Below are 17,900 nucleotides of genomic sequence, written 5' to 3' on the forward strand. Positions count from 1 at the left end.
AGATCGCACATGTGGTCCGAACCGGGGCCGCAGATAGTTCCAACTACCGAGAAGGAGTGCCGTCATGGCAGATCCGAAGAACCCCGGGCAGTTCGGCAATCGCAAGGACACCCAGGAGCAGGCCAGCAAGGGCGGCAAGGCCAGTACCGGCAGCTTCGGCCAGCGCAATGCGGCCGACCCGCACGAGGCTGGTCGTAAGGGCGCACAGGCGCAGCCGACGGCGGCCAAGCAGAAGGGTGGCCAGCGCAGCCACAGCGGCAGCTAGCTCCACCTGTCGAACGGGCCTCGGTCATATCGATGCGGGGCCCGTTCGCACGCGTCGAATATCGCGAGCGAACCTGGGTAAGCGCCCGACATGGTCAACTTCGGATATTTCCTCGCCAGCGAACAGTTCGGGCCGAAAGAACTCGTCGAGCAGGCCAAACGCGCCGAGCAGGCCGGGTTCGAGCGGCTGTGGATCTCCGACCATTTCCATCCGTGGAATGACGCCGAGGGCCAGAGCCCCTTCGTCTGGGGCACCATCGGGGCGCTCTCGGAGGCCACCGATCTGCCGATCACCACGGCGGTCACCTGCCCTACCGTCCGCATCCACCCGCTGATCATCGCGCAGGCCGCGGCGACCGCCGCCGTCCAACTCGGCGGCAATTTCATACTCGGCGTCGGCAGCGGTGAGGCGCTCAACGAGCACATTCTCGGCGATCCGTGGCCGTCGCCCGCGGTCCGGCTCGAAATGCTGGAGGAGGCGGTCCAGCTGATTCGCCGGCTGCACCGCGGCGGCAATGTCAACCACCGCGGCGAGTACTACACCGTGCAGGACGCCAGAATCTACACACTGCCCGATGCTCCGGTACCGATCTACATTTCCGGATTCGGCCCGCGGGCAACGCAATTGGCGGCGCGCGTCGGCGACGGTTTCTGCACCGTACTGCCCGATGCCGATACGATCGACACCTTCCGCACCACGGGCGGCGGCGCGAAACCGGTACAGGCGGGTGCCAAGGTCAGCTGGTCCCGCGACGAGGAGTCGGGTCTGGATGCCGCACATCGCCTCTGGGCCAATGAGCTGCTGCCCGGCCAACTTTCCCAAACTCTGCCGCGGCCACGCGATTTCGAGGACGCGATGAGCCTGATCGATCGCGAATCCACCCGTGAGCACTTCGCCACCGGGCCCGATCCGGAACGTCATATCCGCCGACTCCGGCAGTATCTCGATGCCGGTGTCGACGAACTGTACGTCCAGCAGATCGGACCCGATCTGGATGGCTTCTTCGCCGCGTGGGAGAAGGAGATCCAGCCCGCCCTGAGCTGAACCGGGACGGCTAGGCGGGTACGGCGACGGTCGACCGGCGCCAGACCCGGTGCTGGGCAAGCGCATTCGCGAACATCTCGAGGAACTCCTCGGCCACGCCCGCGCCGATGGCGGTCGTGGTGAAGACACCTGTTTGCGCGTCATGATCGGTATCGGATACGACACCGGCGACCCGCAGCAGCGTGACACCGTCGCCGAAGCCGCCGATCGGTTTGGCGTGTTTGAACGCCTCCAGGACGAAGTGCACTGCCGCACCATTGCCCACCAGGGTGTCGGCGGACTGCGCGCCACCCGCTACCAGCACCGCATCGTAGAGAACCGAGGCGACGGTGGCCAGCGACCGGTCCACCGGGAGGGTTTCGCCGTCACTGCCGTCGCCGCCCAACGTACCGGCATGCGGCGCAAGCACTTCGGGGACCGCACCACGGTCGGTCAACCACGATTTGATGCGGCGCACACCGAGTGTGTCCACACCATCGGCGGCCAGGATCGCGATCTTCCGGGTCGCGATGGTGTCGCTGACCGTATTCAGTTGCGATAGCGCGGGAGATACCACCGCCTCGCGATCACCCGAGTCCGGTTGCGGCACCGGCATACCCAGTTCACTCGCGACCCGCTCGGCCAGTTCGGGCTCGATTCGCACCAGATGTTCGAGCACCCTGGTCCGGATGATCGGCCGCTCCACCTTGCCCAGTTCGAAGGCGAAGGCGGCGACGATGTGGTCGGCCTCCGGCGGCGACATACTCCGCCAGAACATCCGCGGCTGCCGGTAGTACTCCCGAAAACTGCTGGCGCGCTCGCGAATAGCAGAACCGGATAGCGGCTCGGCGTAGTGCTGGAACATCTCGGTATCCGCCAATGCCGGACAACCGCCACCGATGGTGTTCTTGGTATACGCGGCCTCGCCCTGCGGAATAGCGTGCTGACCGTAGCCGTCCTGCTGGTGATTGCGCACATCGGCGACCGGCCGGTTGATCGGCAGCTGAGCGAAATTCGGCCCGCCCAAACGGATCAGCTGGGTGTCCAGGTAGGAGAAGTTGCGCAACTGCAGCAGCGGATCATCGCTGAAATCGATACCGGGCACCAGATTGGCGGTGTGGAAGGCCACCTGTTCGGTCTCGGCGAAGAAGTTGTCCGGGTTGCGGTCCAGCACCATGCGGCCGACCGGCTGCACCGGAACCTGTTCTTCCGGAATGATTTTCGTCGGATCGAGCAGGTCGAAGTCGAAGCCGAATTCGCTTTCGTCCGAGACCAGCTGCACACCGAGTTCCCACTCCGGATACTGGCCAGCCGCGATGCAGTCCCACAAATCGCGTCGATTGAAGTCGGGATCACGCCCGGCGATCTGCTGACATTCGTCCCACAGCAGCGAGTGCACGCCGAGTTTCGGCGTCCAGTGGAACTTCACGAAAGTGCCTCGGCCCTCGCTGTTGACGAGCCGGAAGGTATGTACGCCGAAGCCTTGCATCATGCGATAGCTGCGCGGCAGTGCTCGGTCCGACATCAGCCACATGATCGCGTGCAGTGTCTCCGGCTGCTGACCCACGAAATCCCAGAGGGTGTCGTGTGCGGAGGCGGCCTGCGGAATCTCATTGTGCGGCTCGGGTTTCACCGCGTGCACGAAGTCCGGGAATTTGATTCCGTCCTGGATGAAGAACACCGGGAAGTTGTTGCCGACCAGATCGTAATTGCCCTGGGCGGTATAGAACTTCGTCGCGAAGCCGCGCACATCGCGCACGGTATCCGCGGATCCGCGTGAACCGGCGACGGTCGAAAACCGCACGAACACCGGTGTTTCCACGCTCGAATCGATGAGGAAGCGGGCGGCGGTGAAGTCGCCGAGCCAGCCGTCGTAGGGCCGGAAGTGTCCGTAGGCGCCCGCACCTCTGGCATGGACCACTCGCTCCGGGATCCGCTCGTGATCGAAGTGGGTGATCTTCTCCCTGGCATGGAAATCCGCGAGCAGCGTCGGCCCGCGCTCCCCCACCTTCAGGGCGTCGTCGGTGCTGTCCACCCGTACGCCCTGCTGTGTGGTCAGCTTCCCCTGTTCGCGATCGACCCGGTATCGATCCAGCTGGCGCTGCTTCTCATTGGATGTGCCGTTCCTATTGGTTGCGTCGGGCATATCGCTCACCCCTCGGTCTTACGGCGCCAATCGCGCACCGCGTCGCGAATCCGGTCGAAGAGCGCAAGTGGCGGTCCAGCAACGATATTCACCAGCGCCGACGCACCAGCCTCCGGATGCGGCCGGGTCGGGGCGACGGCCTCGGCGACCCGCACGACATCGGCAAGCACCGCGCTCTCGTTCGCGGAGAGCTTTTGGCGCAGCTGGTCGAATTCCTCCTTCTCCTCCATATCGGCATGCTCGATCACCGATTCGGCGAAGCTGCGGAATTTGGTATCGAAATCCTCGTGCTGCACTCCCATGTCGTAAAGCTCGGCCAGCACGCGTTTGGCCTCTTCTTCTTCGTGCAACCTGTCCTCGACGACGCCGGCGGGCACAGATGCGCGCCGTGATGCCGGATGCACCACTTCCTCTTCGGCGCTTTCGTGCACGGCCAGCGCGCGGACCAACTCCTCGAACGGCTCACGCTTGGCCGCACCCTGCGCGAGCTGTACTTTTTCGATCAGGCCCTTGATCAGTTCGTGTTGTGCCAGCAAGAGCGTGACGACGTCTTCCTTCTGACTGGTGGCCATTGCGTACCTCCTCGATCGGGGACGGAGCCACCGCGGCTCCTCTCGTCCGCGCATACCCGCAAGCGGCATACTCACACCTGCACCCAGGGCAGCGCGGACGAGACGGTTCGCAGGTCGCGGTCAGTCCGTCGACACCGCCTCCACCACGCCGCCGGTATCGGCATTGCCGAGCGCGACGGCCACATCGGCCTGCGCCACAATGCCAACCAACTCGTCACCGTCGAGCACCGGCACCCGGCGGATCTGATGCACCGCCATCACATTGAGCACCTCATCGGCATCGGTGCCCGCCTGCACCGTGATCGGTGTGCCCTCGGCCAGTTCCCCCGCCTTGACGCCGATCGGGTCTTTGTTCTCGGCAAGCACCTTCACGACGATGTCGCGGTCGGTCAGTATGCCCTTCAACCGATTGTCCGCACCGCATATCGGCAGCGCGCCCACGCTCAGCTGTTTCATCAGCTTGGCGGCCTCGACCACCGAATCGCTGGATCGCACGCACTGCACGCCTTCGGTCATGAGTTCTCGCGCGGTTGCCATGGTTGCCCTCCTGTTCGTCGCAAGCAGATTCGGGTTCGCGTTACCCGACGCGATCGCGGATACACCCTGATTGATCCGGAACATGTCGGGTAACCGCTCGAACGAGACGATCCATCCGAACGGAGAGGACGCCATGTTTCCTGGACCCGACGCATCCGACCGGCTGCGTTCCGACTTCCCGGACCGCGCACGCAACACCAGAAATCACGCGGGCGAAATGATCGCCGACACCCACAACTGGCCCGGCGTCATCCTGGTGCTGCTCGGAATAGTCGGCGCCGCCCTGACGCTCACCGCCGCAGGCTACGGATTCGCGGGCTGGGCCGTCGTGGCCGGTATCGCCACCGCTCTGTGCCTGATCTGCGGCGGCGGACTCATCCTCGCCGAACACCGCCGCGTCAAAGCGGACGAAGGCCGCGAACTCCTCGATCCGGGCGGCCACTGACCCGATGGCTTCGCAAAGGGAAGCAGCCTAGCCTTCCGCGGCCAACTGCCCACAGGCCGCGGCGATTTCCTGGCCTCGCGTATCGCGCACGGTGCACGGAACGCCCTGCGCGTTGACGCGCCGAACGAATTCCTGCTCAACAGGTTTCGGGCTGGCATCCCACTTGCTGCCCGGCGTCGGGTTCAGCGGGATGACATTCACGTGCACGCGGGAGCCCAGGGCCTTGTGCAGTTTCGCGCCGAGCATATCCGCGCGCCACGGCTGGTCGTTGATATCGCGGATCAGCGCGTATTCGATGGACACCCGGCGACCGCTCTTGTCGGCGTAGTAGCGGGCGGCATCGAGGACCTCGGCGACCGGCCATCGGTTGTTCACCGGCACCAGGGTGTCGCGCAGTTCGTCATCGGGGGTGTGCAGTGACACCGCGAGGGTCACCGAGAGGTCCTCGTCGGCGAGCTTGCGGATCGCCGGAGCCAAGCCGACGGTGGAAACGACCACGTTGCGCTGAGAGATACCGAAGCCGTCGGGCGCGGGTGAGGTGATGCGACGAACCGCGGCGACCACCCGCTTGTAATTGGCCAGCGGCTCACCCATGCCCATGAAGACGATATTGGACAGGCGGCCCGGACCGCCCGAGACCTCGCCATCACGCATGGCAGCGGCTGCGGCGCGGACCTGGTCGACGATTTCGGCGGTGGAGAGATTGCGGTTGAGGCCGCCCTGACCGGTGGCACAGAACGGGCAAGCCATACCGCAGCCGGCCTGGCTGGAAATGCAGAGAGTGGCGCGGTCCGGGTAGCGCATCAACACGCTCTCCAGCAAGGTGCCATCGCCCGCACGCCACAGGGTCTTTCGCGTCTCGCCGCCATCGCACGCGACATGCTTGACCACCGACATCAGCGGAGGAAACAGCGCCGCGCCGACCTTTTCGCGCACAGTGGCGGGCAGATCGGTCATCAGCTCCGGATCAGCTTGCAGGCGGCCGTAGTACTGGCGCGCGATCTGATCGGCACGGAACTTCGGCAGACCGAGCTCCTCGACCGCGGCCTTGCGCCCGTCGGCATCGAGGTCGGCGAGGTGCCGCGGCGGCATGCCACGGCGCGGAGCATCGAAGACGAGGGGCAGGGAGACGGTCATAGTCTCTCCAGTGTCCCATCTCGCGTGTGCGGCCCGGACCGAAGGTGACCATCACGACGCCCTACGCGACGAACGTCACCTTCGGTCGGGCCGGGGAGCAGCTCCGCTTCGACATCACGACATGCCGGTCACCGGGCAGAAATGCGTGCACCGACGATAGCGATCGGCAATGATCGAAGGATGACCAGTCACGCCGAATCGTCCGAGCCGGAGCGCACCGAAGATGCCGCACCTGCGTCGACCGGCCGTGAGACGGTGGAGCCGACCGGCCGCAAGTCGGTGATGAAGTCCCGTACCGGCGACACCTGGGTCGCCCTGGTCGCCGCGACGCTGATCGGCATCGTGCTGCTGATCTTCATCCTGCAGAATCTGGAACAGCAGCGGGTGGATCTGTTCTTCTGGAGCTTCGCCATGCCGGTCGGCATCATGGTGCTGCTGTCGGTGATTGCCGGTGCGCTGGTGATGGCGCTGGTCGGCGGGGTACGGATCATTCAGCTCCGCCGCGCTGCGAAGCGCTAGAGCAAGCTGCTGAGCACCAGCCAGGACACGAAGGCCGAGGGCAGCATCGAATCGAGGCGGTCCATGATGCCGCCGTGGCCGGGCAGCAGGGTGCCCATATCCTTGATGCCCAGTTCCCGCTTGACCTGGGATTCGATCAGATCGCCGACCGTCGCGACCAGCACCAAACCGACGCCGAGCACCACGCCGATCATCGAATTGGCTTCCAGCAGCAGGGTCACCGTCAGCAGACCGCCGATCACGCTGAACACCAGCGAACCGCAGAAGCCCTCCCAGGACTTCTTCGGGCTGATCGCGGGCACCATCGGATGCCGCCCGAACAGCACACCCGCGACGTAACCGCCGACATCGGAGCAGACCACCAGGATCATGAAGGTCAGCACCCGCAGATTGCCGTCGGGCTCGAGCAGCAGCAGCGTCGCGAACGAGGCGAGCAGCGGAATCCAGGCCAGGGTGAAGATCGTGATCGCGGTGTCGCGCAAGAAGTTTCGCGGCGCGGTCTGCAAGCCGTGATCGAAGAGGCGCCACACCATGCAGATCAGCGTGGTCGCGGCAAAGGCGCCCGCCACGCCGCTGGCGCCCCACGGCCAGCCGAGCCAGAACACCGCCTGACCACCGACGATGAGCGGGATCCGCGGAACGAGGACATCGGCCTCCCGCAGTCGCTTGGCGACCTCCCAGGTGGCGACGCCGACTCCGGCGGCCGCAACGCCGATGAATACCTTCGGCACGAACAGCAGGATCGCGATGAGCGAGAGCCCGAGACCGAAACCGACGGCCAAGGCGGCGGGGAGATTGCGGCCGGCGCGCGAGGCGGGTGCCGCGGGTTCGTCCGAGTTCTGTTGCTGGGCTGCGGGATTCACGGGCTCGGCGGCAGAATATTCGGAGGTCACGGAACCGTCGTTTTCGGGTCCGGGCGTCGGAGGTCCCCAGGTCGAAGGCCCATCGGTCGCAGGTCCCGGAGTCGCAGGGTCATCAGTCGCGGGGCCGGGTGTCGCGGGACCATCGGTCGCCGAGCCGGGCGTCGCGGGGCCGACGGTCGCGACACCATCGGTCGCGGCTCCGGATGTCGTCGGTCCTGAGGGTGCGACGGTCGCATCGCCCGGAGTCGCGGGCCGACCGGTCGAGGCCACCCGCGCCGAGGATCCCCGACGTTCGGCCTCGGACGTCGCGGAGTCGGTGCGCACGGGTTCGGGAGGTGCGGCTTCGGGAATCGCGGCATCGACCGCGCGCCCGTCCGTCGCATCAACAGTGCCGTTGGCCGGCCTCGGCTCCTCGGCCGCACCGGTCGCGGCGGCGTTCTCGGCCACGATTGTCCCGTCGCTCAACTCGTCGTTCCGTTCGTCCCCCGCCCGAGCGGGCCCGAAAGATCCGGCCTCGGACCTCAGACCTCGAGCAGTTCAGCTTCCTTGTGCTTGACCAGTTCATCGACCTGGCCGACATATTTCGCGGTGGTCTTGTCGAGCTCCTTTTCGGCGCGCCCGACCTCGTCCTCACCCGCCTCGCCATCTTTCTGGATCCGCGACAGTTCGTCCATGGCCTTGCGGCGGACATTGCGAATCGAGACCTTGGCGTCCTCGCCCTTGCCCTTGGCCTGCTTGGCCAGTTCACGGCGCCGCTCCTCGGTGAGCTGCGGGACCGAGATCCGAATGATGTCACCGTTGTTGGTGGGGTTGACACCGAGATCCGAATTGCGGATCGCGGTTTCGATCGCGCCGAGCGTCGACTGCTCGTACGGCTTGATCACCACCATCCGCGGCTCGGGCACGGTAATGCTCGACACCTGGGTAATCGGCGTCGGCGAACCGTAGTAGTCGATGACGATCCGTTGGAACATGCCCGGATTCGCCCGACCGGTACGGATGGACCCGAGGTCGTCCTTCGCCACCGAGACGGCCTTCTCCATCTTCTCCTCGGCGTCGAAGAGCGCTTCTTCAATCACGACCGTTTCCTCCACAGCGTCGTCATCGTCATGATCCGCGGGCGCGGGGTCAGGACCGAACCAATGTGCCGATCTTCTCACCGGCGACCGCACGGGCGATATTGCCCTTTATCAACAAATTGAACACCAGCATGGGCATCTGGTTGTCCATACACAGGCTGAACGCCGTCGCGTCGGCGACCTTCAGGTCACGCTCGATGACCTCTTTATGCGTGATTTCGGTGTACATGGTCGCACTCTCGTCGACCCGGGGATCCGCGGTGAAGACCCCGTCGACGGCCTTGGCCATCAGCACCACCTCGGCGCCGATCTCCAGCGCGCGCTGGGCGGCGGTGGTGTCGGTGGAGAAGTAGGGCATGCCCATGCCCGCGCCGAAGATGACGACGCGGCCCTTCTCCAGGTGCCGCTTGGCGCGCAGCGGCAGATACGGCTCGGCGACCTGTCCCATGGTGATCGCGGTCTGCACCCGGGTGTCGATGCCCTGCTGCTGCAAAAAGTCTTGCAGCGCAAGGCTGTTCATCACGGTGCCGAGCATTCCCATGTAGTCCGAGCGGGCGCGTTCCATACCGCGTTCCTCGAGTTCGGCGCCGCGGAAGAAGTTGCCGCCGCCGATCACCACGGCGACCTGAACACCGCTGGAGACCACCTCGGCGATCTGCTCGGCGACCGTCTGCACCACATCGGGGTCGAGCCCGACCTTGCCGCCGCCGAACATCTCCCCACCCAATTTGAGGAGCACCCGGCGATATCCTGGGCGGTCGGTCCCGGGGTCCGTCATGGGTGTTCGTCTCCTTCGGCGATAGATTTCGGTCTGTCGACACAGCACGTGGGCCGGATGGCAACGCGGAGGCTCAATACGGAGCGCCCTTATCCTGCCCTACTCGGATTCGATGTGGGTAGAAGACCCCCTCGGACGCAACGAACTCGCCCGGTCAGGCTCGGGAATTGCGGATGAACGGCCGGCGTCCGGACAGCCGAAACCCCTCGTACACCGTATCCGGAGCACGAGGGGTTTCGCGGGCGTTGTCAGGCCTGGCCGACCTCGAAGCGGGCGAAGCGGGTCACGGTGACACCGGCCTCGTCCAGCAGCGCCTTGACGGTCTTCTTCGAATCGGTGACCGACGCCTGCTCCAGCAGGACGACGTCCTTGAAGAAGCCGTTGACGCGGCCCTCGGTGATCTTCGGCAGCGCGGCCTCGGGCTTGCCCTCTTCCTTGGCGGTCTGCTCGGCGATGCGGCGCTCGTTCTCCACCACGTCGGCCGGCACATCCTCGCGGGTCAGGTACTTGGCCTTGAGCGCGGCGACCTGCATGCCGACCGCACGCGCGGCGTCGGCGGCGGCGTCACCCTCGCCCTGGTACTCGACCAGCACACCGACGGCGGGGGGCAGGTCGGTGGCACGCTTGTGCAGGTAGACGGCGACCGGGCCGTCGAAGGCGACGACACGACGCAGCTCGAGCTTCTCGCCGATCTTGGCGGCGAGCGCCTGCAGCGCCTCCTCGACGGTCTGACCGTCCAGCTTCAGCGCCTTCAGCGTGTCCAGGTCGGCGGGCTTGGCAGCCGCGGCGGCGGTCACGATCTTGTCGGCGAGGCTCTGGAACTCGTCGTTCTTGGCGACGAAGTCGGTCTCGGAGTTGATCTCGATCAGCACGCCGTCTTTGGCGACGACCAGGCCCTCGGCGGTGGCGCGCTCGGCGCGCTTGCCGACATCCTTGGCACCCTTGATGCGCAGCACCTCGACGGCCTTGTCGAAATCGCCGTCGGTCTCGACCAGCGCGTTCTTGCAGTCCATCATCCCGGAGCCGGTGAGCTCCCGCAGCCGCTTCACGTCAGCGGCGGTGTATGTCGCCATGGGTGGCGATCCTCCTGTGTGTTGTTTCGGGTGGTAACACCACCTTGCCGACCGCTCCTATGCAGGAGAGGTCGGCAAGGTGAACAAACGCGACGATCAGGCGTCGGCCGGGGTGGCAGGGGCCTCAGCGGGGGCCTCGACGGCAGCCTCGGCCTCGGTCGCGGCGGGGGCGGCCTGCGCGAGCAGCTCCTGCTCCCACTCGGCGAGCGGCTCGCCCGCACCGGCTTCCGGCTTCTCGTCACCGGAGGAGATACCGGCCCGCGCCTGCACTCCCTCGGCCACCGCGGAGGCGACGACCTTGGTCAGCAGAGCGGCGGAACGGATCGCGTCGTCGTTACCCGGGATCGGGTAGTCGACCAGGTCGGGATCGCAGTTGGTGTCCAGGATCGCGATGACCGGGATGTTCAGCTTGCGCGCCTCGCCGACGGCGATGTGCTCCTTGTTGGTGTCGACGACCCAGATGGCCGAGGGCACCTTGGCCATATCGCGGATACCGCCGAGGGTGCGCTCCAGCTTGTTCATCTCACGCGTGAGCATGAGGATTTCCTTCTTGGTGCGACCCTCGAAGCCACCGGTCTGCTCCATCGCCTCGAGCTCCTTGAGGCGCTGCAGGCGCTTGTGCACGGTGGAGAAGTTGGTGAGCATGCCACCCAGCCAACGCTGGTTGACGTAGGGCATCCCGACGCGAGTCGCCTCGGCCGCGATCGACTCCTGGGCCTGCTTCTTGGTGCCGACGAAGAGAACGGTGCCACCGTGGGCGACGGTCTCCTTGACGAACTCGTAGGCCTTGTCGATGTAGGTCAGCGTCTGCTGCAGGTCGATGATGTAGATGCCGTTGCGGTCGGTGAAGATGAACCGCTTCATCTTCGGGTTCCAGCGCCGGGTCTGGTGTCCGAAGTGTGCGCCGCTGTCGAGCAGCTGCTTCATTGTTACGACAGCCATGGTGCCGTATCTCTCTTTCGTTGCCGGTTGCCGCGGCGAATCGGTGATCCGCCGCCCTGGCGCCTCCGAATCATCGGACCCGATCGCGAGGATCAGGACCAGCCGATGATTCCCTGCTCCGCATGCGCTGCCGATTCACGAAGTCGAGCTCCGGTTCGAACAGCGCCGTTACGAACAAGCACGGGGTGGCGCGCGAAGTCGGTCCGTGCACGCACAGACCGCTCGACCAGTCTACGGGCTGAGGGGGTGAGTTTCTAAATCGCCCTGTCATGGGTCGAAACGGGCCATCTCCACAACCGAGCAAGTTGTCCACACTCGCCGAAGCGAGGGTACTGCGGGGGCCGTACGCGGCCGACGCTTGAAACATGAATCGCATAGCTATCTCGATGACCATGCTCATCCCACCGCTGTTCCTGCTGTCACTGGCTCTGGCACAGCCGGTTTCGGCCGCACCACCGAATGGCGGGGCTCCGGTGGCGCTGCCTTGGGGACCTGCGGCAACCGCTGCGCCTGATGGCGGTTTCCCTGGATCGGAAGTCGTGTTCGGGGAGTGCACGGGTTCAGCCTGTTCGGCGGGTAGCGGGTCGGCGCGGGTGCCGGATCCGCTTCGTGCCGCGCCGCTGGTGGTGAATGTCGCGCCTGGCGTGCTGGGTGCGCGAGTCGCGCCGGATGCAGCCCACGTGAACATCGCGCTCGGCGCAACCCGCGTGAATATCGCACCAGGTGCGCTGGGCGCATATGTCGCGCCTGACGCACTGCACCTGGACGTCGCGCCAAATGCTGTCCACGTAAACGTCGCGCCGCATGCGCTCCGGGTGAATGTCGCGCCGGATGCATTGCGCGTGAACATCTCTTCCGACGGACTCCGCGGAAATGTCGCCTCCGAGACATTCCAGGTAAACATCGCGTCCGATGCACCGCGCGTGGACGTCGCGCCGGACGCTTTCCGCGTCGATATCGCGCCCGACGCACTTCGCGTCGGCATTGCACCCAACATGCTCTGGGTGGACAGTGCGTCGGACCTGCGTTCGGCCGACGGGGCGCAGACGCCGGTCTCCGAGGAGGGCGCGACGCCGCCCGCCGCCGACATCGCGCGTGGGGGTGGCACGGGGTCGGCGAGTTCCTTGCCGCGGGTTTTCAGCGATCTGCTGTCGCGGCTGCTGGATCTGGTTCAGCGGGCTCCGCTCCCGCTGCCGCGCTGATCTCGGATGAACCGCCTCAGCAGAATCGGCGGCCCGCATGGGCGGCGGCTGATTTCGATCGTCCTCGGGGTCATCGCTCTGCTGGGACTCGTTGCGGAGCAGTCGGTTTCGGCTGCTCCGCACGGGGAGTTCAGCTGGCCGCTGCAACCACGGCCCGTGGTCGAGCGGCAATTCGACAAACCGGCGCAGGACTGGCTGCCCGGACATCGCGGAGTCGATCTGGCAGGTACGAATGGGCAGGCGGTACTCGCGGCCGGAGACGGAATCGTGGTGTTCGCGGGAAAGGTCGCAGGCAAACCGGTCGTGTCGATCGATCACCCCGGTGGGCTGCGAACCACATACGAGCCGGTGCAAGCAGAGGTTTCGGTGGGCATGCGAGTCGGTCGCGGAACGCGCATCGGCGCTTTGGAGGCGGGACACGAGGGTTGCGTGGCGGCGGCGTGCCTGCATTGGGGTGCGAGACGAGAAGCAAGCGGTCACAGCCGACGTGAGTACATCGATCCGCTCGGACTACTGCACCCGACTCCCCTGCGACTCAAGCCGGTGACTTGACCAGGGCCGAGCAGCCGCTACGGAGGATGCTCTTCCGCAGTGACGCTTCGGGCGCGAGGATCTGGTTATGGGATATGCGTTCGGAGATCCGCCGTTCACCTATACCGAGGTCGGCGCGACGAAGGAGGTGCTGCCTGCGGGCTATCACCGGTTTCGGCTGCGCCGCCGCATCGGGTCCGGGCGGGGGCTGTTCGAGCGCGCGGGTGCGGAGATCCTGGCGTATCGAATGCAGAAGGGCACCGGCATCTTTCGGGAGGCCGACACACCGACCGCAGAGCCGGGGACGCGGCTGACAGTGCGGTTGGGCGTCGGCCCGGTCAGCATCACCGCACCGTGCCGGGTCGTCTACGTCCTCGACGAACCCGACCGGCGCGGCTTCGCGTACGGCACGCTGCCTGGACATCCAGAGATCGGCGAGGAACTGTTCGCCGTCGAATACGACACCACCGATGACGCCGTCTACGGCGTGGTCACGGCCTTCTCCCGCCCCGGCGCCTGGTACGTCCGGCTCGGCGGCCCGGTGGTGCGAGCCATCCAACGCATCATCGCCGGAAAGTACATCGATACGCTCCCGACCTCCGCCTAGGATCCGCACAACGCCCAGGTCAGGACACCGGATTCCGCTGCAGAGCAGCCGAATTCAGCGCAATTGTCTGGATGGGCGACAACACCACAAACATGCGGCAATGATGTGCTCGACGGCCATCCGGGCGTCGCGTAACCAGCTCGGCTCACGCAAGAGCACACGGCTCGGGTACCTAGAGCTGCGCCTCGAGTGCGGCAGCTTCGGCACGCAACAGGTCACCGTGATCGGTGCGTCCGAGGGTGTCGTATTCGGCGGCCGCCTGCTGCCGGTCGGCGATTTCGGTGCGGACGATCTGTTCGATATCGGCCTCGGTGAGATCGCGACGGCGAGCTTCGGCGGCGCCGAGTCCCACCGCGCTGCTCTCGACGGCTCCGGCCTTGATGTCCACCGTGTCGATGGCTTCGGCGTTATCGATGGCACCGAGCGCAGAGCGCAGTCCGGAGATCGCGCTGCGATCGCGGGTCTTCATAGCGGCCGACAACGCGGTGCGGAGGCGCGCACGCAGAGGTACGGAGCTGTCGATAGCTTCGGTGGACATGGTCGCCGACCGTACGCACCGGTACCTCGCGGGTCGAGCGATTCAGCCGAGCGGCACGCGAGCGCTATCTCAGGGGGTGACGATGGCGAAGTCCGGATCCGGCGCGTCGATCACACCGACCACCGCGTTCAGCCCGCTGGGATCCCCGGCAATGGCGATATCGCCCGCAGCGACCAGTGCGCCGAGATTCTCCCCTGCCAACAAGGCTCGAATCAGGATCGACCTCGTCAAGGTGAAAGAGGCGTCCGGATCCGGTAAGTCGGCGCCGTCGGGCTTGTCGTAGTGGACCATCAGGCCGTTGCGCAGTTCGAGGCGATAGGTGCGTTTTTCGTCGGTGATGTGCCAGTCGATCACCACGCGCAGATTCCACGCCTTCGGTCCATCGATGCGCAGCGCGATCGCATCGAAGATCTGCTCGATGGTCAGTGCGTCGAGCATCGTGGGCGCATTGGTCGTCGTCGGCGTGCCGAACGAACCGTTGCGCAACTCATAGGCTCCGCTGAGATAGAAGTTGCGCCAGGTGGCGTTCTCCGCACCATAGCCGAGCTGCTCGAAGGTGTCGGCCTGCAACGTTTTCGCCGCCTCATTGGCCGGATCCGCGAAGATGACATAGTTGACCACCTGCGCGACCCACCGGTAATCCCCTGCGTCATAAGCGGTTTGCGCCTTACGCAGCACCTCGTCGACACCGCCCATGAATTCCACGTGACGCCTAGCGGATTCGACCGGCGGATGCTCCCACAGATGCGCAGGATTGCCGTCGAACCACCCCATGTAGCGCTGGTAGATGGCCTTGACATTGTGGCTGACCGAGCCGTAATACCCGTGCGTATGCCACGCGTCGGAGATGGCCGGTGGCAGCTCCAGCATCTCGGCGATCTCACCGCCCAGATACCCCTGATTGAGCCTGCGCACCGTCTGATCGTGCAGGTATCCATACAGATCCCGTTGCAGCGAAAGGTATTCCACCAGCCGCTCGGTATCCCAGGTCGGCCAGTGATGTGAGGCGAAGACCACATCGGACTTGCGGGCGAACAGGTTGATCGACTCGGTCAGATACTTGGCCCACACATGCGGGTCACGTACCAGCGCGCCACGCAGCGTCAGCAGGTTGTGCAGTGTGTGCGTTGCGTTCTCGGCCATGCACAGCGCGCGCATCTCGGGGAAGTAGAAGTTCATCTCGGCGGGCGCCTCGGTGCCCGGGGTGAGCTGGAAGACCATCCGGATTCCGTCGACCGTTTCTTCCTGACCGGTGCAGGTGATATCCACCGTCGGCGGAATCAAGGTGATCGTGCCCAACGACGTGGTCTGTCCGAGCCCGGCCCCGACCTGCCCCTTCGGCCCCCGCGGCAGCGCAGCGCCGTACATATAGGCAGACCGGCGCCCCATCGCAGTTCCCACATAGATGTTTTCGGCAACCGCGTGTTCGAGGAATCCGGCCGGTGCGAGTACCGGGCAGCGGCCCGCCGCAACATCGTCGACCGTCGTCACACCCATCGCACCGCCGAAATGGTCGGCGTGCGAATGGGTATAGATCAACCCGGTTACCGGCCGATCGCCTCGGTGCGCTCGATACAGCGCCAAGCCCGCCGCGGCGGTCTCCGCCGAGATCAGCGGATCGATCACGAGCACACCGGTGGTTCCCTCGATCAGCGTCATATTCGACAGATCGAGCCCGCGAATCTGATAGATGCCCGCTGCGACCTCGTACAGCCCCTGCTTGACGACCAGCCCGGACTGCCGCCACAGGCTCGGATTGACCGACGCCGGGCAGGTTCCCTGCAGGAAGGCGTAGGAGTCGTTGTCCCACACCAACTTTCCGTTGGATGCGCGCACCTCTCCGGGCTCGAGTGCCGCGACGAACCCGCGGTCCGCATCCGCGAGATCGGCCGTATCAGTGGGCAGTGCGGCTGCCGCTCTTTGCTGCTCGGCGACGATGAATTCGCTCGGCTCGGTCACTGTGCTCATATCCATCCTCCTGTGCTTGTCAGCCGAACATGTCCGGCCCGCAACGCATTAGGGCCGTGGATCCGTCAACCCGATTGCAGCCGCGACGCATGCGACGGCCAGCACCGCCAGCATCGTCGCAGCAATGACTCGCCCGCCGTGGCCGACGCGCCCCTGATGCAAGGCGCGATTGCGCGAAAAGGACAGGGCCGCAACGGCTGCCATGGTGATCGCCGCCCCTGTCGGCGCGATGGCGACGGCGCGCCACCCGTTGGTCGCGGCATGGTTGACGAAAAGCGCGGCGACGACCATCGCGGCAATGGCCGTACGCCGCCACGCCAATGCGGTACGTTCGGCGGCCAGACTCTTGGGGGTCATCGGAACAACACCACCACGCAGGCAAATACCGACACGACGGCGATACCCCACGACAGAATCGGCACCATGATGGTGTCGGGTAGCGGTTCACCGTTCCGCATGGCCCGACCGACGCGCCGCCAATGTCCATACGCACCGACCGCGATGATCACGGCGAGCACGATGCAGCTCATCGCGAGCGTCCGGCGCAACCCCGACATCCGCACCGGCTGCACCAGCGTATGCACCGCGACACCGCCCGCGAGCAGGCCGAGCGAGGTGCGCATCCAGGCCAGGAAGGTGCGTTCGTTGGCGAGAGTGAAGCGGTAATCGACCTCCTCCTCCCCCTCCTCGGACTCCTCGGCGGGGTTGGGGAGTGTCATGGCGCCTCGGCTCGGACTGCACCATGGTGGTCGTCGGAATTCACGGGCACCTCTCCATCGCTGGTCGGTTTACTGCCGCATGCGAACGCTCCGCTACGTCAGGTTAACGAGCGGCGTTGTCGTCGTCTACGAAGATCACCATCGCGGATGCCGCACTCCCGGTCAGACGGGTGTGGCGTCCTGGAAGGTCATCGCGAGCCGATCGACGGTCGAGGCCATGAGTGCGCGCTTGGGTAAGCCGAGGGAGCGTAATTCGCCGGCCCAGGCGTGCTCGCCGAGAGACAGTTCGGCGCCGCCGAGGCGAGCGCGCATGCCGGACGGTTCCATCTGCCACTGCGTGCAGCGGGTGACGCCGTCGATGTGGGAGTACGCGTCGAAGGAGGAGCCCTTGCGGCGTTGCGGGACCGCGAGGCCGGGGCGGATGGTGAGATCGACGATCAGCTGCCCGTTCTGGTGCAAAATGCCGTGTCGCACGCTTGCGTCGTGCTGCGCGTCGAAATCGGCGATTTCCTTGGGGAAGCCCCAGATGCCGCGGCCGGCGGCCAGGGTGAATTCGCCGTCGACCGGGAGACGATGAATGAAGACGCCCGCGCCGCCCGTGGACAGAGCACGCAGATCGCCGAGCGAACTGGCGGGCCCAGCGGTGTGGTGCCGGACCATGAACGACACACCGAACTCGTTGTACGGCCCGAGGTCGCCATCGACGTAATCGACGAAAACGAGTGTGCACATGGCGCGACCACCCGGTAAACGAAGAATCTCCAGGCCGGAGTAGTCGATGACTCGCTGCGCGGCCGCCGAAGGTACCGAGTAGGTCGCCATAAAGGCATGTGCGAGCCGAATCCGCACCGGCATCTGCACTTCCTTGCCCAGCACAGTATGCGTACTCATCGGTCCCACCCCGAGACAGCAATGCGGCATGCGTCGACCACCGAGCGGTCGACAAATCGTGCGGC

At 65.6% G+C, this 17,900-nt stretch carries 21 protein-coding genes; 7 read left to right on the forward strand and 14 right to left on the reverse strand.

The window, feature by feature from the left end:
* Positions 1-64: 64 nt before the first annotated feature.
* Complete coding sequence (locus ACZ60G_RS29415) at positions 65-265, forward strand: hypothetical protein (protein ID WP_465814009.1); 201 nt, start codon at positions 65-67, stop codon at positions 263-265.
* 90 nt (positions 266-355) lie between these two features.
* Positions 356-1,309, forward strand: a complete 954-nt coding sequence (locus tag ACZ60G_RS29420; protein WP_465814011.1) for a TIGR03557 family F420-dependent LLM class oxidoreductase — start codon at positions 356-358, stop codon at positions 1,307-1,309.
* Between the two features lie 10 nt (positions 1,310-1,319).
* Here ACZ60G_RS29420 and ACZ60G_RS29425 read toward each other — a convergent pair whose 3' ends face one another.
* The 3 genes from ACZ60G_RS29425 to ACZ60G_RS29435 form a co-directional block, all read right to left on the reverse strand.
* Positions 1,320-3,434, reverse strand: a complete 2,115-nt coding sequence (locus tag ACZ60G_RS29425; protein ID WP_465814013.1) for a catalase — start codon at positions 3,432-3,434, stop codon at positions 1,320-1,322.
* A gap of 5 nt (positions 3,435-3,439) precedes the next feature.
* On the reverse strand, positions 3,440-4,006 hold the full coding sequence (locus ACZ60G_RS29430; protein ID WP_465814015.1) for a hemerythrin domain-containing protein: 567 nt from the start codon (positions 4,004-4,006) through the stop codon (positions 3,440-3,442).
* A gap of 120 nt (positions 4,007-4,126) precedes the next feature.
* A complete protein-coding gene (locus ACZ60G_RS29435; protein ID WP_465814017.1) occupies positions 4,127-4,543 on the reverse strand; it encodes a CBS domain-containing protein in 417 nt (138 codons plus the stop codon).
* A gap of 133 nt (positions 4,544-4,676) precedes the next feature.
* Between ACZ60G_RS29435 and ACZ60G_RS29440 the strand changes: the two genes are divergently transcribed.
* Positions 4,677-4,988, forward strand: a complete 312-nt coding sequence (locus ACZ60G_RS29440) for a hypothetical protein (protein ID WP_465814019.1) — start codon at positions 4,677-4,679, stop codon at positions 4,986-4,988.
* A gap of 27 nt (positions 4,989-5,015) precedes the next feature.
* Here ACZ60G_RS29440 and rlmN read toward each other — a convergent pair whose 3' ends face one another.
* Positions 5,016-6,125, reverse strand: coding sequence for a dual-specificity RNA methyltransferase RlmN (gene rlmN / locus ACZ60G_RS29445; RefSeq protein WP_357468738.1), 1,110 nt, complete (start codon positions 6,123-6,125; stop codon positions 5,016-5,018).
* 180 nt (positions 6,126-6,305) lie between these two features.
* Between rlmN and ACZ60G_RS29450 the strand changes: the two genes are divergently transcribed.
* Positions 6,306-6,644: a LapA family protein gene (locus ACZ60G_RS29450; protein ID WP_465814021.1), complete on the forward strand. Its 339-nt coding sequence runs from the start codon at positions 6,306-6,308 to the stop codon at positions 6,642-6,644.
* On the opposite strand, the gene ACZ60G_RS29455 is transcribed toward ACZ60G_RS29450, so the two are convergent.
* The 5 genes from ACZ60G_RS29455 to rpsB form a co-directional block, all read right to left on the reverse strand.
* Positions 6,641-7,507 carry a phosphatidate cytidylyltransferase gene (locus ACZ60G_RS29455; RefSeq protein ID WP_465814180.1) on the reverse strand — a complete coding sequence of 289 codons (867 nt, stop codon included), beginning with the start codon at positions 7,505-7,507 and terminating at the stop codon, positions 6,641-6,643. The two genes, ACZ60G_RS29450 and ACZ60G_RS29455, sit on opposite strands and share 4 nt — an antisense overlap.
* A gap of 521 nt (positions 7,508-8,028) precedes the next feature.
* A complete protein-coding gene (frr, locus tag ACZ60G_RS29460; protein ID WP_040693344.1) occupies positions 8,029-8,586 on the reverse strand; it encodes a ribosome recycling factor in 558 nt (185 codons plus the stop codon).
* A 49-nt stretch (positions 8,587-8,635) separates the two neighbouring features.
* Positions 8,636-9,364, reverse strand: a complete 729-nt coding sequence (gene pyrH / locus ACZ60G_RS29465) for a UMP kinase (protein ID WP_397046684.1) — start codon at positions 9,362-9,364, stop codon at positions 8,636-8,638.
* 248 nt (positions 9,365-9,612) lie between these two features.
* On the reverse strand, positions 9,613-10,437 hold the full coding sequence (gene tsf, locus ACZ60G_RS29470; RefSeq protein WP_465814024.1) for a translation elongation factor Ts: 825 nt from the start codon (positions 10,435-10,437) through the stop codon (positions 9,613-9,615).
* A 96-nt stretch (positions 10,438-10,533) separates the two neighbouring features.
* Positions 10,534-11,379: a 30S ribosomal protein S2 gene (gene rpsB, locus ACZ60G_RS29475; protein WP_387289080.1), complete on the reverse strand. Its 846-nt coding sequence runs from the start codon at positions 11,377-11,379 to the stop codon at positions 10,534-10,536.
* 365 nt (positions 11,380-11,744) lie between these two features.
* Here rpsB and ACZ60G_RS29480 point away from each other — a divergent pair, with 365 nt between their 5' ends.
* The 3 genes from ACZ60G_RS29480 to ACZ60G_RS29490 all read left to right on the forward strand — a co-directional run bounded on the left by ACZ60G_RS29480 (position 11,745) and on the right by ACZ60G_RS29490 (position 13,719).
* Positions 11,745-12,581, forward strand: a complete 837-nt coding sequence (locus ACZ60G_RS29480) for a hypothetical protein (RefSeq protein WP_465814026.1) — start codon at positions 11,745-11,747, stop codon at positions 12,579-12,581.
* A 6-nt stretch (positions 12,582-12,587) separates the two neighbouring features.
* Complete coding sequence (locus tag ACZ60G_RS29485) at positions 12,588-13,133, forward strand: M23 family metallopeptidase (RefSeq protein ID WP_465814028.1); 546 nt, start codon at positions 12,588-12,590, stop codon at positions 13,131-13,133.
* Positions 13,134-13,200: 67 nt separating this feature from the next.
* The gene (locus ACZ60G_RS29490; RefSeq protein ID WP_465814030.1) at positions 13,201-13,719 is read left to right on the forward strand and encodes a DUF1990 family protein; all 519 of its coding nucleotides are present in this window, start codon (positions 13,201-13,203) and stop codon (positions 13,717-13,719) included.
* Positions 13,720-13,891: 172 nt separating this feature from the next.
* Here ACZ60G_RS29490 and ACZ60G_RS29495 read toward each other — a convergent pair whose 3' ends face one another.
* From ACZ60G_RS29495 to ACZ60G_RS29515, 5 genes are all read right to left on the reverse strand, one after another.
* Entirely contained in the window at positions 13,892-14,257 is a 366-nt protein-coding gene (locus ACZ60G_RS29495) for a GatB/YqeY domain-containing protein (RefSeq protein ID WP_465814032.1), read from the reverse strand.
* A 69-nt stretch (positions 14,258-14,326) separates the two neighbouring features.
* Positions 14,327-16,225: an alkyl/aryl-sulfatase gene (locus tag ACZ60G_RS29500; protein ID WP_465814034.1), complete on the reverse strand. Its 1,899-nt coding sequence runs from the start codon at positions 16,223-16,225 to the stop codon at positions 14,327-14,329.
* A 48-nt stretch (positions 16,226-16,273) separates the two neighbouring features.
* Entirely contained in the window at positions 16,274-16,582 is a 309-nt protein-coding gene (locus ACZ60G_RS29505; RefSeq protein WP_465814036.1) for a DUF202 domain-containing protein, read from the reverse strand.
* Complete coding sequence (locus ACZ60G_RS29510; RefSeq protein ID WP_063045812.1) at positions 16,579-16,944, reverse strand: YidH family protein; 366 nt, start codon at positions 16,942-16,944, stop codon at positions 16,579-16,581. Before ACZ60G_RS29510 ends, ACZ60G_RS29505 begins: the two co-directional genes overlap by 4 nt.
* A 162-nt stretch (positions 16,945-17,106) precedes the next feature.
* A complete protein-coding gene (locus ACZ60G_RS29515; protein ID WP_465814038.1) occupies positions 17,107-17,835 on the reverse strand; it encodes an acetoacetate decarboxylase family protein in 729 nt (242 codons plus the stop codon).
* Positions 17,836-17,900: the final 65 nt, after the last annotated feature.

It is taken from the genome of Nocardia sp. NPDC102475 (assembly GCF_055584605.1).

Coding starts and splice junctions, on each gene's coding strand:
- ACZ60G_RS29515 (WP_465814038.1), bottom strand. CDS start 17,835: ATGAGTACGCATACTGTGCTGGGCAAGGAAGTGCAGATGCCGGTGCGG.
- ACZ60G_RS29425 (WP_465814013.1), bottom strand. CDS start 3,434: ATGCCCGACGCAACCAATAGGAACGGCACATCCAATGAGAAGCAGCGC.
- ACZ60G_RS29440 (WP_465814019.1), top strand. CDS start 4,677: ATGTTTCCTGGACCCGACGCATCCGACCGGCTGCGTTCCGACTTCCCG.
- ACZ60G_RS29450 (WP_465814021.1), top strand. CDS start 6,306: ATGACCAGTCACGCCGAATCGTCCGAGCCGGAGCGCACCGAAGATGCC.
- ACZ60G_RS29435 (WP_465814017.1), bottom strand. CDS start 4,543: ATGGCAACCGCGCGAGAACTCATGACCGAAGGCGTGCAGTGCGTGCGA.
- ACZ60G_RS29490 (WP_465814030.1), top strand. CDS start 13,201: ATGGGATATGCGTTCGGAGATCCGCCGTTCACCTATACCGAGGTCGGC.
- rpsB (WP_387289080.1), bottom strand. CDS start 11,379: ATGGCTGTCGTAACAATGAAGCAGCTGCTCGACAGCGGCGCACACTTC.
- ACZ60G_RS29495 (WP_465814032.1), bottom strand. CDS start 14,257: ATGTCCACCGAAGCTATCGACAGCTCCGTACCTCTGCGTGCGCGCCTC.
- ACZ60G_RS29430 (WP_465814015.1), bottom strand. CDS start 4,006: ATGGCCACCAGTCAGAAGGAAGACGTCGTCACGCTCTTGCTGGCACAA.
- ACZ60G_RS29505 (WP_465814036.1), bottom strand. CDS start 16,582: ATGACCCCCAAGAGTCTGGCCGCCGAACGTACCGCATTGGCGTGGCGG.
- ACZ60G_RS29485 (WP_465814028.1), top strand. CDS start 12,588: ATGAACCGCCTCAGCAGAATCGGCGGCCCGCATGGGCGGCGGCTGATT.
- ACZ60G_RS29500 (WP_465814034.1), bottom strand. CDS start 16,225: ATGAGCACAGTGACCGAGCCGAGCGAATTCATCGTCGCCGAGCAGCAA.
- ACZ60G_RS29415 (WP_465814009.1), top strand. CDS start 65: ATGGCAGATCCGAAGAACCCCGGGCAGTTCGGCAATCGCAAGGACACC.
- ACZ60G_RS29510 (WP_063045812.1), bottom strand. CDS start 16,944: ATGACACTCCCCAACCCCGCCGAGGAGTCCGAGGAGGGGGAGGAGGAG.
- ACZ60G_RS29480 (WP_465814026.1), top strand. CDS start 11,745: ATGAATCGCATAGCTATCTCGATGACCATGCTCATCCCACCGCTGTTC.
- pyrH (WP_397046684.1), bottom strand. CDS start 9,364: ATGACGGACCCCGGGACCGACCGCCCAGGATATCGCCGGGTGCTCCTC.
- tsf (WP_465814024.1), bottom strand. CDS start 10,437: ATGGCGACATACACCGCCGCTGACGTGAAGCGGCTGCGGGAGCTCACC.
- rlmN (WP_357468738.1), bottom strand. CDS start 6,125: ATGACCGTCTCCCTGCCCCTCGTCTTCGATGCTCCGCGCCGTGGCATG.
- ACZ60G_RS29420 (WP_465814011.1), top strand. CDS start 356: ATGGTCAACTTCGGATATTTCCTCGCCAGCGAACAGTTCGGGCCGAAA.